Source organism: Micromonospora sp. CA-248260 (genome assembly GCF_050942205.1).
GTDB classification, from domain to species: Bacteria; Actinomycetota; Actinomycetes; order Mycobacteriales; family Micromonosporaceae; genus Micromonospora; species Micromonospora antibiotica.
The window spans coordinates 48,956-63,363 of the sequence record NZ_CP192022.1 but is presented as its reverse complement, the minus strand read 5'-3'; the positions used below and the strand labels follow the sequence as shown (position 1 = coordinate 63,363).

Here is a 14,408-nt window from a genome sequence, read left to right as displayed (position 1 = left end):
CTGGCGATCCTCCCCCATGGCCAGCTCAACACCAACAGGACTGCACTACTCGATCGGGAGTCCGGTGCAGCCGACAAAAGGAGTCCGAGGGCACCGTTGGCGGGACCGCCGATAACGTTGAGCGTCCGGCGCATCAGGCTCTTGATGGTGTACTGGTCGGGTTCGGATTCTCGCGCCGGCCACGTTGCCTGTCCTCCGGCACAGCGTGGCCCGCGGAGGCGACAGACCCTACCGGCTGGGCGAGTCGATTCCCGCCACCCCGGCCGTCACCGCTGGGGCCTGCCCGGCTACGCCACTGCTGGTCTGCGGAGCAGCCACCGCGTCGCGGGTAGAGGCGGGAAACGCCCGAGCCGCCGTCACCACCGGGTCACTGCCGGACATAGGCCCCTCCGTTGGGCGATCAACCCGGGCCAGGATTTCCGTCTGGTCCGCTGGCTGCTCCCCACCGAACACCCGCATCGTGTCCTGCGGTCTGCGATAGGCCGCAAGCCGGTTGACGGCATACTTGACCTGCTTGATCGTCTCCCGCGAGGTGGACTCGCTGTCGATCCGATCAGCAGTCTCCTTCCGCCCTGTCCAGTAGGCGACCGCCGCCGCGCGAAGGCGCTCACCGTCAACACCGCCCGCCCGCCGAATCCCCGCCTGCTCCACGGCGGACAGAACCATACGGCTGGACCGCTCCGGGCGGGCCGACTGTCCCTGAGCGTCGCCTCGGTCTCGATCCCTGCGCACCGTGCCGAGGTCGATAAGCCCGTCGAGCTGGTCCTGCACCACCCGGCACGCGAACGCCCCTGGTGTCCGGGCCCGGTCCACGAAGCCGGGCACACCGTGCAGAAGTTGCTGCACGTCGTGGCCGGCCTGCTGCGCCTGGTCCAGCGTGTACGCCAGGGCACCCCACGCCTCACACCCGAGTACCCGGTCGGCCCGCTGCCCAGATGGCCACGCTTTGCGGACCTCAGCGGCCATCCGCTCCTGCCTGTCCCGGACCGCCTCTTCGGTCATCGCCGGTCGGCCTGCCCGGTCCGTGGCCTCGCGGACCGCCCGGTCGACGGCGTCGGAAAGCACCTCGATGTCGTCCGGTTCCCGCGCCGGCTCGGGTTTCTCACCCGCCTGGCCGGTTCGCTTGGCGAGCTGGTCGACCACCACCTGCCGCGCCTGTTGCGCCCGGGGGTCGACGTGCTGCCACGTCGATGCGGCACGCCACACCTGGGCGATGTCCTCCGTCCCCGCAGTGCGCCACCACCCCGGGCGCATCGCCGGCCGCCACACCGCCGCATCGGCCTGCTGTGCCGCCCGCGCCTGCGCACGGGCCTGCCGGGCCTGCTCCTCGCTGGCCCGCGCGGCCCGTTGTAGTTGCACGATGCGGACCTCGATCAGCAGCTGGGCCAGTTGGCTGGCGGCCTGGATCGCGGCGGTCATCGCCGCAGTGGCCCGCTGGTGGAACTCGGCCATCTCGTTATCGGGCACTACCTCGTCCTCCTCAACGCGAATCCCGGTCGACGCTCGGATCGACGCGGGATCGGACCGGGCCCGGCACGGTGTGGGCCGGCCGCTGCGGCACGCCGCTCTGGGTTGGCACGCGCACCTGGTCGACGGGTGGGCTACTCGACTGGAGCAGGGGCATCAGGTGTGCGGCGGCAGCAGCAGCCGCGCCGGCAGCGTGGGCCTGTTGCTCCGCGGCGCGCAGCTCGGCCAGCGCCACAACGAGCCGGGCCGCCTGGACGACCACGGCGAGCAGGACCGCCGCCTCGCCACCGTCGCGGGCGTGTCCGGCCATCAACAGGGCGTCCGCCACGCGTCCCAACTCCCGGGCGACCGACGATGAAGGGGGCGCTGGCGCTCGACGCGGCGGTGCCGCCGCGCGAGCCAGGGCATCGGCGGCTCGGCTCACTGGGCCACGCCCCGACGGTTCGGTGGCCGCCGCCACCCGGGCGAGCAGCTCGGCGCTGGCCCTCGCCACCGCTGGCCACTGCGGCGAGCCGGGAGCCACCCCCGCCAGCCGGCCGGCGACGTCCTTCAGCACGGCGGCGGACGACCGCCACACCGCCATCCGATCCTCACTGCGCAGGCGCGATTCTGCGGAATCCGCTGCCTTCCACTGTTCGGCCGAGGGTCGCTGTGCCTCGGGCCATCGCTTGCGGACCTGGGGCAGGCTGAGGTCTCCGTCCAGGCTGCGCCCCGCGTACCAGGTCGGCTTGCCCACTCCGGCCGGCCGTAGCGCGACCGCGTACCCGACCACCTGGTTCGGGTCTTCCGCTGCCGTCCGCGCAGCGACGAGCAGCCCCGCGCCCTTCATCCGCGCGACCCACTCGGCTTCGCTGTCCGCCCCGGCCAGGGCCGCCCGAACCTGGCGGCGCAGCAGCTCCCGGTCCGGTGCCTGACCGCTGCGCCGGGCCCGGTCGACCTCCGGCCGGCCCAACTCTGGCCGCTTCGTCGCCCCCGCCCGGCCGGGCGTCCACTTGCCCAGCCCGAACTCGTCCTCCAGGAGGTCGGCGACCTGCTGGCTGCGCCGCTTGTCCTGCCGCAGCCACACCGGTGCCCCGTCTTCGGTGGCGAGGGTGACGACCAGGTGCACGTGGTCGTTGCCGTTGGCCGACAGCCCGTGCCGCACCGCGACCCACCGGCAGCCGGCCCGCTCCGCGTCCCCCGTGAAGCCCATCTCGGCGACGAACCGGCCCGCGATGCGCCCCCAGGTCGCGTCATCGAGCTGCCCTTCCTGGGCCGGCAGACTCAGCGAGCACTGCCACACGTACTGCTTCACCCCGCGCTCCCCGGCGGCGATCTGCGGCGCTTTCAACCGCGCACCCAGCTCCCCCAGCGACCACCTGCCGCCGCCGTCACGTTGCATCGGGGCGAGCAGCGCCACATCGTCATACCCGGCGACCAGGTGCGGGTTGACGTGCTCCTCAGCCTTTCCCGGACCGAACAGGTACTTCAGCAGCCCGGTGACGTCGGTGCCGTACGTGACCTTCGGGATCATCAGCGGCGGCCCGTCTGCGCGGCGGCGATCGCGGTGACCAGCTCGTCGACGCGCGCCGCGACCCGGGCCAGGTACGCCGCCGTCGCGGCCAGATCCCCGGACGGCTCACCGGTGGAGTGCAGCCGGGCCACGGCCTGGTTGAGGTTGTGCGCCGCACCGCGCACCTGCCGGTGCACGCCCATCAGCTCGACCAGCAGTGGACCCGCTTCTCCCCCGCCTCCGCCGGCCGGGGCGGGCACCAGTGGTGCCGTTCCGACCTCGGCCAGGTACGCCGAGGTGGCCATCCGGGCCGCCGCCGCGTTCGCCTCGACCGCCGCCATCTCCGCGTCGGACAACCTCACGGTCACCCGGTGCACGCGCGGATCATCGTCGTTGTGGGCACGCCGTCGGCGCTCGCTCGCACCGAACCGGACCACGCCGACCTGCGCAGGGTCAACCACGTCGACCACCCTCCCGACGAGGGTGACCCGCCGTCTCCTGACCGGCCGCTATGCGGCCCGTCTGACCAAAAGTCAGACTTTTACTCCAACTTGCTCCCCCGCCGAAGGCGATCGTCCGTGTGCCAACGGTGCGGGGGCGCGGCGACGTACACCACACCCGACGGTGCGCGCGGAACCCCCACGTCGCGGGAGCTGATGACGACACCCGCACGCCACCGAACGTCCAGAACGCGCGCTGCCGCGCGAGGAATCGACGGGCAGCCCTTGGACCTGGCCGACGGCCTCGACGGGTAGGAAACACACCCCCGTCGGCAGGTCGGACGGCCGCAAAACCGGTACCGCACCGATCGATCTTGACCGCTAAGCTCAGCGCCCATACCCACCCGACCGTCGTGATCTTGGGGAGGACTCCATGGTCGAGCAGAGCGCCAAAGCCATTCGCAGCGAAACCGAGAAGGCGGCCCTGCGGCTCCTGCGCGAGCGCGCCAACCTGGTCGGCGAGGCCGCGACGGCACGGCACGAACGCGACCAACTCGCCGAAGCCCTGCGCCAGGCCAACGACCACTACAACGCCCGGTACTCCGCAGCACTGGCAGGCGGCTGGACGCCTGATGAGCTGACCAAACTCGGCCTGGACGCACCCGACCAGGGCCCGTCGCGTCGCCGCCGGTCGGCACGGTCGACGGCCCCCGAACCCGCCGATCAGGTCGCGTCGCCCGACCACCCGGATCAACCCTGATCCCCGGACCCTCGACCGTCCGGCGGTCTCCCTGCCCGTGGGCAGGGAGACCGCCGGACGCAGCCCGGTCATGACGCCGGCCCCAGTGGCGCGCCCCGCTGCAACATGAACGGCACCGGGTCGACCGCGTTGCCGCTGTTGGCATGGAACGGCCCTGGCCGCACCTTCAGGTGCACCTCGAAGTGCAGGTGAGGTCCCGAGCTGCCGCCGCTGCTGCCGACGAACCCGATGACCGCGCCGGCCGTGACCTGCTGACCGATGGACACCTCGGGACGCCGGATCATGTGGCAGTAGCGGGTGACGGTGTTGCCCGGGTGCCGGATGTCGACGTACCATCCGCAGCCACGCTGACGGGTGTTGCCGTCCCGGTCGCACGTGGTGTACCAGTCGCACTTGACCTGCTCCACCACCCCGGCCGCCGCCGCCCGGATCTCGTCGCCGCGGATGCCTGCCTTGGACAGGTCCACGCCCGCGTGTAGCCGGCCACCCCGCGACCCGAACGGGCTGACGATCTTCGCGCGGACGGGCTGCACCCAACCACCGGGACCGACGAACACCGGCCCCAGGTCGTCGACCCCGCATGGTGCTATTGGTGCCCCGCCGCCGATGTCGTCGATGCTCGGCAGACCGAGAACCTGCGCGGCGAGCTGCTCGGCGTCGTCCTCCCACTTCTGGTACGCCTCCGGCAGGCCGGAGCGCTGCACGGCTTGCGCCGCATCGGTCAACCGCATCCGCTCCCAGCCGTCGACCCGCACCAGGGCCTCGTAGAACTTCCCGGCCGCGTAGCTCGGCGTCATCCGCTCCCGCACGCTGCCCCAGCCGGGCCGCTGCTGGAACAGCCCGACCGAGTCGTGATCCCGGCCCACACCCTCGTGCGGCAGGGTCAGCGACTCCGGCACGTTGGCGTTGGCCAGGTTGCGCAACGTGGACTCCTGCATCGCGGTCGCCAGCGCGATGACGTAACCGCGCGCCGGCACCTCACGCTGCCGGCCGGCCGCGACGATCGCGGCGGCGTTCGTCCTCTCCGCGCTACCCCACGACCCGACCCCCGGCACCGGCGAGCCGGACACCGACGGCACCTCGCACCCCGCCGCTTCTGCACTGGCTTGCCCGAACATCATCAGCGGCAGCCCGACCATGCCACCGCACAGCACTGCAACGACCGCCAACACCGCCACACCCACGGCGATCGGCGCACGGTTCACCGGCTGACCGCCCGGCGGAAGTCGGCGTCCACGACAAGCCACCGACCGTTCAAGCCTGCGAGCCAGACCGTCAGCGTCCCGGCATCCGTGGGCACCTCGAACACCGCCGTGCCGTCCTGCGGCGCGTGCTTGACCACCGGCCGTCCCGTCACCCGCGTGGCCGGCACCCGGGACGGGTCCACCGTGCGCAGCGACCGGGCGAAGCTCTCCTCACAGCTCGCCGCCACACCCCGCCGCCACGCTGCCGCCGACAGGTCAGACCGCGCCCACGCCGCCGCGAACGTCGCCGCCACCGGCACCGCCCGGTCCGCCGCAGGCGCGGGCAGGCTCGGCACATCGTGGTCGTGGTCGTCACCGCCCGGCGGCTCCACGCTCGACCCAGCCGATCCACCACCAGCCACGGCCGCCGGATACGGGCTGCTGTCCACCGGCGCAGGCGTCTCCCGACCCGCCCCGGGCGCGCACCCCGCCATCACGAGCATCACCAACGCCACGCCCGGTACGGTCCTATCGATGCAGGCAGATGCACAGCCTTTCCGTGCCATTCGACGCCTCCCCCGTGCTGCCTTTCGCGTCCTATTGCAGCGAGGGATAACCATAGATCCATTCGTAAACGCAGTGCTACTGTCGGGTACTCGTCGGTGACCTTGACACACGGGGGAGGCATCGAGTGACGGGGTGTAGCTACGTGCGGTGGTACGGCTGTCGATGAAGACGACCACCGTGGCGAGGACGCGCACCCGTCCCGGCCCCGCTCCCGCGCTGCCCTTCGCCGTGATTCCGCCGAATCTGCCCGCGTGGCCACCAGTGTGGTGGGTCGGCTGCCACGGTGGAGCGGGCGTCACCACGCTCGCGCGGCTGACCGGCATCGGACTGGACTTCGGCAGCCGTGGCTGGCCGCTCGTCACGCCGGCGACGCCACCGGCCCACGTCGTGCTGGTCTGCCGTGCCACGGCATCCGGCTCCTGGGCCGCGACCGGTGCCATCGAGCAGTGGCGTCGCCGCTCCGGCATGCCCGGCCCGGTCGGGGTGCTCGGCGTGGTCGCTGTCGCCGCGTCCCCGCGCCGCCCTCCGCGCATCGTCACCGACCGGCTGCACCTGCTACGCGGCTGGGCACCAGCGGTGTGGAATGTCGGCTGGGTCGACGCCCTGCTCGCCGCCGACGACCCTCATGACGTCGGCGCATCCCCGGACATCGAGGCACTACGCCACGCGATCCAGCAGAAGATCCACCCACCCCAAGAGAGCCCACGATGACCCTGATCGAACACCTCGACCACCTGCGAACCCACCTCGACCACCTGATAGCCGCCGCGCCCGAGCCCACGAACGCGCCGGTCCCCGACCCGGGCGGCGGTGCACCCCCACCCGGGGTGGGAGACAAGATCCTCACCGTCCTCAAGTGGGTCGCCTACCTGGCCACCACCGCCTGCGTCGGCGGGGTGCTCTACACCGCCGCGAAGATGGCCATCTCGCACCGCCGCGGCGACGACAGCAACATCTCCCAGCTCGGCTGGGTGTTCGCCGCATGCATGCTCATCGGCAGCGCGTCCGCGGTGGTCTCCGCGCTGATCTGATCTAGGAGGAACCGATGTCGCGCTCAACCCAGGACTTCGCCGACCGTCCGCCCTGGACCCGTCCGGGGTTCATCGCCTCGGCGGTATTGGCGCTGATCGTCCTCGTCGCCGGGGCCATCATCGCGGTGTCCACGCTCACCGACGACGGCACCGGTACGACCGGAGAGGCACCCTCGGCGAGTCCTCCGTCCGCTGACAGCACCGCGCCGCAGGCCCTGCCGACCACCGTGCCGACCACCGCCCCGTCCGGTGTGCGATGGGAACTGGCCGGACAGCTACCTGTGCCGGTCAGCGTCGCCGCCGGCCCGAAGACGGTCACCGACACCACCGCCTCCGGATACGCCCACACCCCCGAGGGTGCCCTCATCGCTGCAGGGCAGATCCTGATGCGGTCCTCTCTTGGGCGGGAATACTGGAAGCCCACCATCGAACGCCAGTTCGTGCCCAGCGCCGACCGAGACCGCCTGTTGGCCGAGATGGGCACCGTCGACGACAGTTCAGTCGACTACGGCGCGGTCAGCAAGATCGCCGGCTTCAGCTATCAGTCCTACACGCCCGACACCGCGGTGATTGGACTCGTTCTCCGGGCACCATCGGCCGGCGCACCGCAGTATCACGTCCTGTCGTTGACTCTCCTCTGGCGCGACGGCGACTGGCGGATGCAGGCACCGCCCGGAGGCGCATGGATTTCGGTGAACCGCCGAACCAACGACCTCACCGGGGTAGTCGAGTGGGGGCCGCAGTAGTGCCCGAGTGCCCCATAGTCATCCCGGCTTGTATTCCCGGTCAGATCGTGCAGAACACCGCCAGCGGGTTCCTCGACGGGCTGGCCGAACAGGCATCACAAGCCGCCGCGAAGATGTTGGAGACGTTGGTCGCCGGGTGGTTGACCATCCCCAGCCCCGTGGTGTCGCAAGAGTCCGGGGTGATCAAACACCTGCAGGCGTACACCGGCTGGGCAGTCGCCGCGATCGCCGTCGGGTCGGTGCTGTTCTCCGCGACCAAGATGGCCCTGGAACGTGACGGCCGGGAAGCCGGCACGCTCGGCAAGAACCTCGTTCTGCTGGTCGTGATCGCCGGAGCGGGCGTACCGGCCGTGCGAATACTCACCGAGATCGGCGACGCCTACGCGGACTGGATCCTGTCGGCCTCCGCCAACGGTGACCTCGGCAAGCGGCTGCTCCTGCTCACCCCGGCCGTCGCCAACCCCACCGGCCTGCCAGCGCTGGTGGCGATCGGCATCTCGATGATGCTGTTCCTGTCCTCGATGGTGCAGCTCCTGCTGCTGCTGGCCCGCAACGCCGGCCTGGTGCTGCTGGCCGGGCTCCTTCCCGTGGCCGCCGCCGTCGGCGGCTCCGTGCGCAGCCGCTACCTCACCTGGCTGCTGGCCCTGGTGCTCTACAAGCCGGCCGCAGCGACGATCTACGCGGCGGTGTTCTGGCTCGGCCAAGGTCAGAGCCTGACCGACATCCTGACCGGCCTGGTCATGTTCGCCATGGCCATCGTGGCGTTGCCCGCCCTGATGCGGCTCATCGCCCCGGCCGTGTCCGTGCTGTCCAGCAGTGGCGGTGGTGGCGCGGCCATCGCCGCCGGATCCGCAGCCGGTCAGATCGCCACCGGCGCTGTGCGGCTCGCCGGCACGAACGGTGGAGGCGGGGGCGGGGGCGGCAAGCACTCCGGTGGCGGTCGCGGTCCGGAGCGCCCGGACGGTTCAGGCCCCAGCGATCCGCCCTACCCGACGTCACGGCCATCCGGAGGCGGATCAGGTACTCCAACGACCACCACCGCATCCGGACCGGCTGGCGCGGGTACGGGTGCGGGCGCGGGCGCGTCGGGGAGCCAGGCCGGTGCTTCCACCGCAGCGGGGAGTGCCGGCGCGGGCGCGGGAGCAGCCGCAGCAGCCGGCCCCATCGGTATCGCCGCTGTCGCGGCCGTCGCCGCCGCCAAGGCCGGCCCGGCAGCCGTGCGTAAGGTCGGCGGCACCGCGTCCGGGGCAACCGACGGTGAGGGCTCGTGAGCACCGGCGTGCGGGAGCAGACCCGCGACCAGCGCACCTACGGCAACTGGAGGTTGGGCCGTGGTGCCGGCCTGTTCGGGCTCGGCCCGGTCGGCACCATCGCCGCGTTCCTGGTCATGGTCCTCGCCGCCGCGATGCTGCCCGTGTCCGTGCTGGCCTCCCTGGTCACCGCGACCACCGGGCTGCTGGTCCTCGCGCCGCTGGCGATCCGGATCAACGGGCGCACCGGATTCCAGGTCATCACCGCCCGCGTCGCCTGGTGGCTGGCCCGGTCCCGCCGCCACCACATCTACGTCTCCGGTGCCGCGTCCCGGGTGGCCGCCGCCCACCAGCTACCCGGGGTCCTGGCCCGCTCCGAGGTGTACGAGGTGGAGACCGGCCGCTCCGGCGTCGTCGCCGTGGTGGTGGTCCCCCAGAGCCGGCACTACACCGTCACCCTGCGCTGCGCCCCCGAGGGCATGGACCTAGTCGACCAGGGCGTCATCGACGCCCGCGTCGGGCACCTGGCGTCCTGGCTGTCGGCGCTAGCCCGGGAGCCGCAGCTCGTGCAGGCCCAGGTGACCGTCGAGACCACCCCGGACCCGGGCACCCGGCTCGCCGCCGAGGTGGCCGCCACCAGCCGACCGGACGCGCCCGCGCTGGCGTTGCAGGTCCTCGACGACGTCGTGCAGTCCTACCCGGCCGGGTCGGCGACCGTGGACACCCGGGTGTCGCTGACCTACACCGCGCCGCCCGGCCGGTCGATGTCGCACGAGGACGTGTGCCGCGAGGTCGCCGCCCGGCTGCCGCACCTGCACGCCGGGCTCACCGGCGCGACCGGCGCGGGCATCACGCCGATGTCCGCCCGAGGACTCGCCGGGGTGGTGCGCGCCGCGTACGACCCGGCCGCCGCCCTGGACCTCGCCCGCGACCCCCGGCTGACCCCCGACTGGACCCAGGCCGGGCCGGTGGCCACCCGGGAGAGCTGGGACTCCTACCGCCACGACTCCGGGGTGTCGCGCACCTGGTGCCTGGTGGAGGCCCCTCGCGGGGTGGTGTACAGCCGGCTGTTCTCCCGGCTCACCGAGCCGGACCCGCAACTGCTGCGCAAGCGCGTCACCATGATCTACCGGCCGTACTCCCCCGGCGAGGCCGCCCGGCTGGTCGAGTCCGACAAGCGCGACGCCCGGTTCCTGGCCAGCAAGAAGCACCGCGCCAGCGCCCGGGACCTCACCGACCTGGCCGCCGCCGAGCAGGCCGCCGAGGAAGAGGCCACCGGCGCGGGAGTCGTCCGGTTCACCGTGCTGGTCACCGCCACCGTCGCCGACGACAAGCACCTCGATGAGGCCACCGGCATCATCCGGGCCCGCGCCGGTGAAGCCCGCCTGGCGCTACGCCCCATGTTCGGCTGCCAGGCCGCCGGGTTCGCCGCCAGCCTGCCCGCCGGAGTGGTCCTGCCCACCCACGCCACCATCCCCTTCTAGGACGTGCCGGCATGACCATCAGCACCCGCGACGCCACCCCACCCCCGCCGCGTCGACCCGCCGGCCGCCGACCCGGCCGGCTCGGCCACAGCGGGCCCGGCGGCGGCGCCTGGTCCTACATCGAGCCACCGACGGAGTACCGGGGCACCACCGTGCAGGTGTGCGGCCTGTTCCCGTTCGGCACCGGCGCGTCGACGCCGATGATCGGCGTGCCGATCGGCCGGCACCTCTACACCGGCAGCGCGGTGTGCTTCGACCCGATCTCCTGGTACACCCGCGCCCGCCTGATCAACAACCCGTCGGTGTGGATCGAGGGCGAGCCCGGCATGGGCAAGTCCACGGCCGTGCGGCGGATGGTCCTCGGCCTCACCGCCCAGGGCGTCACGCCGCTGATCCTCGGCGACCTCAAGCCCGACTACGCCGAGCTGGTCCGTGCCCTGGGCGGGCAGGTGCTGCGCGTCGGGCCCGGCCTGGACCGGATCAACCCCCTCGACGCCGGCCCGTGGCGGCAGGTCCTCGACCGCGTCGACGAGCGCACCGCCGCGGTGGTGCGTTCCGCCGTCACCGACCGGCGGCTGAACATGCTGGTCGCCCTGGCCACCCTCGTCCGACGCGGACCCGTCAGCTCGGATGAGACCACCGTGCTGTCCGCCGCGCTGCGCTACCTCGCCGACCGCGAGACCGACCTCCCGCCGGTGCTCTCCGACGTCCTGCGCGTCATCCGCGACGCCCCGCCGGAGGTCCGCGCGGTCACCCTCTGGCAGGAAGACCAGGACCTGCACCGCTTCCGCGACGAGACCAACGGGCTACGCCGCACCCTGCTGGCGCTGCTACACGGCCCGCTCGGCGACACCTTCGAGGGGCAGACCACCACCGCGATCCGCCTCGACACCCCGGCCGTGTGCGTCGACATCTCCAGCATCGACGACACCGACGAGCTGCGCACCGCCGCGACCCTCCTGTCGACCTGGTCCTACGGCTTCGCCCAGGTCGAAGCCGCGCACCTGATGGCCGACCTCGGTCTCGCCCCCGCCCGCACGTTCTTCACCGTCCTGGACGAGCTGTGGCGGGCGCTGCGCGTCGGCCACGGCCTGGTCGACCGCGCCGACGGCCTCACCCGGCTCAACCGGCAGAAGGGCACCGGCACCGCGTTCATCACCCACAGCCTCGCCGACCTGGAAGCCCTGCCCACCGCCCACGACCGGGCCAAGGCGCGCGGGTTCGCCGAACGGTCGGCGGTGCTGATGATCGGCCCCTGCTCGGAGCAGGAGCTGGACGCCGTCTCCCGGGTCCGGCCCCTGTCGCACGCCGAACGACGGGAGGTGCTGTCCTGGTCGGCACCGCCGTCCTGGACGGCCACCGAGGGCAGCGAGACCGTCGGCCGGGGCAACTTCCTCATCAAGGTCGGCTCCCGACCGGGCATCCCGGTACACCTGGAACCCACCGAGACGGAGAAGCAGCTCGGCAACACCGACTTCCGCTGGACGATGGCGTGAGCCGCCCGGCCGGGCCGCGCGGCGGCCACGACGACGCCGGCCTGATCGCGGGCGGCATCGCCGCCCTGGCCCTAGTCCTGGCCGTCGGAGTGTGGCTGCCGGTCCTGCTCACCCGGCCACCCGGCTACACCGCAGGCGGCCCGATCCGGGTGACCACGGCGGTGCTGCGCGGCGAGATCACCTGGACCACCGCCTGCACGCTCGTCGTGGTCGCCGAGGTCGCCGTCCTGGCGCTGCTGACCACCGCGGCGGTGACGGCCTGGCGGTGGTCACGCCGGCGTCGTACCCGGGTCGACTCCGCCGCCCGCCGGATGGCCACCCGCAAGGACCTCGCCCACCTCAGCCCCCAGGGCGTCGCCGACAGCGGCCGGCGGCTACGGCCGAGCCTCGCCGACGTCGACCGGCCCGACCCCGACCAGCTCGGCGTGCTCATCGCCCACACCGTCGCCGGCGGGATGCCGCTGCGGCAGTCCTGGGAGGACATGGCCGTCGACATCTGGGGCCCCCGCACCGGCAAGACCACCTGCCGGGCGATCCCCGCCATCGTCGCCGCCCCCGGACCCACCCTGGTCACCAGCGTCAAGGGCGACATCGTCGACGCCACCCGCGAGGTCCGCGCCGCCCGGGGCACCGTGTGGGCGTTCGACCCGCAGCACATCCTCGGCACCGACCAGGGCATGTGGTGGAACCCGCTACGCGCCGTGGCCACCATCACCGACGCCCGCCGCCTCGCCGAGCACTTCGCCTCCGCCGAACGCGAGCCGGGCGTCAGCCGCGACGCCTTCTTCGACCCGTCCAGCGAGGAACTGGTGGCGAACCTGCTGCTGGCCGCCGCGTGCTCCGGACGGGACATCCTCGCCGCGTACCGGTGGGCGGTCAGCCCCCGCGACGACGAACCCGCGATGCTGCTGCGCGAGCACGGCTTCGCGCTGCCCGGCGACGCGGTGGCCGGCGTGGTCAACATGCCCGACAAGACCCGCGGCGGCATCTACGCCGGCGCACAGAAGATGCTCACGTGCCTCACCGAACCAGCCGTCACCGCCTGGGTCACCCCACCCACCCGGGGCGGGGTACGCGAGTTCGACCCGGCCGCGTTCGTGACGTCCACCGACGTGCTGTACCTGCTCTCCCAGGGCGGCCCCGGCTCCCCCGCACCCCTGGTCGCCGCCCTCACCGACACCGTCCTGCGCGCCGGAGAGCTACGCGCCCGCGCCTCGACCGGCCGCCGCCTCGACCCACCGCTGCTGAGCATCCTCGACGAAGCCGCGAACATCTGCCGCCTACGCCAGTTGCCCTCGCTGTACTCGTACTACGGCAGCCACGGCCTGCCGATCATCACGATCCTCCAGTCCTACCCCCAAGGCGTCGACGTGTGGGGCCGCGAGGGCATGCGCAAACTCTGGTCCGCCGCGAACGTCCGCACCTACGGCGGCGGCGTCGCCGACCCCGACTGGCTGGAAGAGCTGTCGAAGCTGATCGGTGAGCACGACGTCACGACCAGGTCGACCAGCACCAGCGGGTCCGGGTGGGGCCAACGGTCGGTGTCCCACGCCACCCGCCGCCAACGCATCCTCGACGTCGCCGACCTGCACGCCCTGCCACGCGGCCGGATGGTCGTCTACGCCTCCGGCGCCCCACCCGCGCTCGCCCGCACCGCCCCCTGGCAGGACGGGCCACACGCCGCCGCGATCCGCGCCTCCATCGCCCGCTGGGACCCCGACAAGCGCACCGACTGGACCCTGTCCCCCGACGCCCCACCGGAGCCCACCGCATGACCAGTCCCGCATCCGGACCGGCCACCGACCCGGTCGCCGACCTGAGCACCCTGCTCGACCAGCTCACCGGTACACCCGACGCGCCAGACGCCCCCGACGACCAAGACGCACCACAGCCGGCCTTCCGCGACGTCGACCAGTTCGTCACCGGGTACCTCGCACAGGTCGTCGAGCGGCGGGTCGCCACCGGACCCACCCCCGGCATCAACTGGTGCCCCCGCTGGTGGGCGCACCCCGAGGCGCTGTCCCGCCTCTACGCGCTGTGGCGAGCCTGGGAGACGCTACGGGTCAACGACCCGCACACCGGCATGAGCATCTGGTGGCGTGACCACCTCGACCCCCACCTCGCCGCCCTGACCGGCGACCTCGGACCGTTCGCCCGCTGCGGAACCCGACACCGCGACCCCGAGGCCCTGCCCGTCGAGCCCGCGCCAGCCGAGGTGCTGGCGCAACTGCCCGACTCATAGCAGGCAGTCGGACTGTCCCCCATCCCGTCAAGCACACCGAACCCGAGTGCTTCTGGTGGAGCCTTCACCCAGAGGTGCTCGCTCAACTGTCCAACGGCGGCGATCGTTGATTCCACCGAATCACGATGAGGCCAGATCGCCCCTCAGAAGGAGAGCGCTCGCAGTGATCAGCAACTCGCCGGTAGTCCTCGACTCCGACGGCCACGTCAGCGCAATCGTGCACTGGCCGCATCGCCGCGGTGGCCAAGC

The 14,408-nt window shown here is 72.5% G+C and carries 14 protein-coding genes; 9 read left to right on the top strand and 5 right to left on the bottom strand.

The window, feature by feature from the left end:
* Positions 1-228: 228 nt before the first annotated feature.
* From ACQP2H_RS31945 to ACQP2H_RS31935, 3 genes are read right to left on the bottom strand one after another with little or no spacing between them, the layout of a single operon-like run.
* Positions 229-1,452 (bottom strand): hypothetical protein, encoded by a 1,224-nt coding sequence (locus tag ACQP2H_RS31945; protein WP_433233918.1) that lies wholly within the window; start codon positions 1,450-1,452, stop codon positions 229-231.
* A 28-nt stretch (positions 1,453-1,480) separates the two neighbouring features.
* Entirely contained in the window at positions 1,481-2,980 is a 1,500-nt protein-coding gene (locus ACQP2H_RS31940) for a relaxase/mobilization nuclease domain-containing protein (RefSeq protein ID WP_433233915.1), read from the bottom strand.
* Entirely contained in the window at positions 2,980-3,420 is a 441-nt protein-coding gene (locus ACQP2H_RS31935; protein WP_433233912.1) for a plasmid mobilization protein, read from the bottom strand. The genes ACQP2H_RS31940 and ACQP2H_RS31935 overlap by 1 nt, the downstream gene beginning before the upstream one ends.
* Before the next feature lie 412 nt (positions 3,421-3,832).
* On the opposite strand from ACQP2H_RS31935, the gene ACQP2H_RS31930 reads away from it, so the two are divergent.
* Positions 3,833-4,159, top strand: coding sequence for a hypothetical protein (locus ACQP2H_RS31930; RefSeq protein ID WP_433233909.1), 327 nt, complete (start codon positions 3,833-3,835; stop codon positions 4,157-4,159).
* A gap of 68 nt (positions 4,160-4,227) precedes the next feature.
* Here the strand turns inward: ACQP2H_RS31930 and ACQP2H_RS31925 are convergent, their stop codons facing one another.
* Together ACQP2H_RS31925 and ACQP2H_RS31920 are read right to left on the bottom strand one after the other, a co-directional pair.
* Positions 4,228-5,364 carry a M23 family metallopeptidase gene (locus ACQP2H_RS31925; RefSeq protein WP_433233906.1) on the bottom strand — a complete coding sequence of 379 codons (1,137 nt, stop codon included), beginning with the start codon at positions 5,362-5,364 and terminating at the stop codon, positions 4,228-4,230.
* A complete protein-coding gene (locus ACQP2H_RS31920; RefSeq protein ID WP_433233903.1) occupies positions 5,361-5,858 on the bottom strand; it encodes a hypothetical protein in 498 nt (165 codons plus the stop codon). The genes ACQP2H_RS31925 and ACQP2H_RS31920 overlap by 4 nt, the downstream gene beginning before the upstream one ends.
* Positions 5,859-6,072: 214 nt before the next feature.
* Here ACQP2H_RS31920 and ACQP2H_RS31915 point away from each other — a divergent pair, with 214 nt between their 5' ends.
* From ACQP2H_RS31915 to ACQP2H_RS31880, 8 genes are all read left to right on the top strand, one after another.
* A complete protein-coding gene (locus ACQP2H_RS31915) occupies positions 6,073-6,621 on the top strand; it encodes a hypothetical protein (protein ID WP_433233901.1) in 549 nt (182 codons plus the stop codon).
* Positions 6,618-6,941 carry a hypothetical protein gene (locus tag ACQP2H_RS31910; RefSeq protein ID WP_398694344.1) on the top strand — a complete coding sequence of 108 codons (324 nt, stop codon included), beginning with the start codon at positions 6,618-6,620 and terminating at the stop codon, positions 6,939-6,941. The genes ACQP2H_RS31915 and ACQP2H_RS31910 overlap by 4 nt, the downstream gene beginning before the upstream one ends.
* An 86-nt stretch (positions 6,942-7,027) precedes the next feature.
* Positions 7,028-7,687 (top strand): hypothetical protein, encoded by a 660-nt coding sequence (locus ACQP2H_RS31905; protein ID WP_433233897.1) that lies wholly within the window; start codon positions 7,028-7,030, stop codon positions 7,685-7,687.
* Between the two features lie 47 nt (positions 7,688-7,734).
* On the top strand, positions 7,735-8,958 hold the full coding sequence (locus ACQP2H_RS31900) for a hypothetical protein (RefSeq protein ID WP_433233895.1): 1,224 nt from the start codon (positions 7,735-7,737) through the stop codon (positions 8,956-8,958).
* Positions 8,955-10,421, top strand: a complete 1,467-nt coding sequence (locus tag ACQP2H_RS31895; RefSeq protein ID WP_433233892.1) for an SCO6880 family protein — start codon at positions 8,955-8,957, stop codon at positions 10,419-10,421. The genes ACQP2H_RS31900 and ACQP2H_RS31895 overlap by 4 nt, the downstream gene beginning before the upstream one ends.
* A gap of 11 nt (positions 10,422-10,432) precedes the next feature.
* On the top strand, positions 10,433-11,917 hold the full coding sequence (locus ACQP2H_RS31890) for an ATP/GTP-binding protein (protein ID WP_433233889.1): 1,485 nt from the start codon (positions 10,433-10,435) through the stop codon (positions 11,915-11,917).
* Positions 11,914-13,692: a type IV secretory system conjugative DNA transfer family protein gene (locus ACQP2H_RS31885; RefSeq protein WP_433233886.1), complete on the top strand. Its 1,779-nt coding sequence runs from the start codon at positions 11,914-11,916 to the stop codon at positions 13,690-13,692. Before ACQP2H_RS31890 ends, ACQP2H_RS31885 begins: the two co-directional genes overlap by 4 nt.
* Positions 13,689-14,159, top strand: coding sequence for a DUF4913 domain-containing protein (locus ACQP2H_RS31880; RefSeq protein WP_433233883.1), 471 nt, complete (start codon positions 13,689-13,691; stop codon positions 14,157-14,159). Before ACQP2H_RS31885 ends, ACQP2H_RS31880 begins: the two co-directional genes overlap by 4 nt.
* Positions 14,160-14,408: the final 249 nt, after the last annotated feature.

Excerpts from the sequence above, each read along its gene's own strand:
- ACQP2H_RS31880 (WP_433233883.1), top strand. The coding sequence starts at position 13,689 with ATGACCAGTCCCGCATCCGGACCGGCCACCGACCCGGTCGCCGACCTG.
- ACQP2H_RS31930 (WP_433233909.1), top strand. The coding sequence starts at position 3,833 with ATGGTCGAGCAGAGCGCCAAAGCCATTCGCAGCGAAACCGAGAAGGCG.
- ACQP2H_RS31915 (WP_433233901.1), top strand. The coding sequence starts at position 6,073 with ATGAAGACGACCACCGTGGCGAGGACGCGCACCCGTCCCGGCCCCGCT.
- ACQP2H_RS31940 (WP_433233915.1), bottom strand. The coding sequence starts at position 2,980 with ATGATCCCGAAGGTCACGTACGGCACCGACGTCACCGGGCTGCTGAAG.
- ACQP2H_RS31910 (WP_398694344.1), top strand. The coding sequence starts at position 6,618 with ATGACCCTGATCGAACACCTCGACCACCTGCGAACCCACCTCGACCAC.
- ACQP2H_RS31890 (WP_433233889.1), top strand. The coding sequence starts at position 10,433 with ATGACCATCAGCACCCGCGACGCCACCCCACCCCCGCCGCGTCGACCC.
- ACQP2H_RS31945 (WP_433233918.1), bottom strand. The coding sequence starts at position 1,452 with ATGGCCGAGTTCCACCAGCGGGCCACTGCGGCGATGACCGCCGCGATC.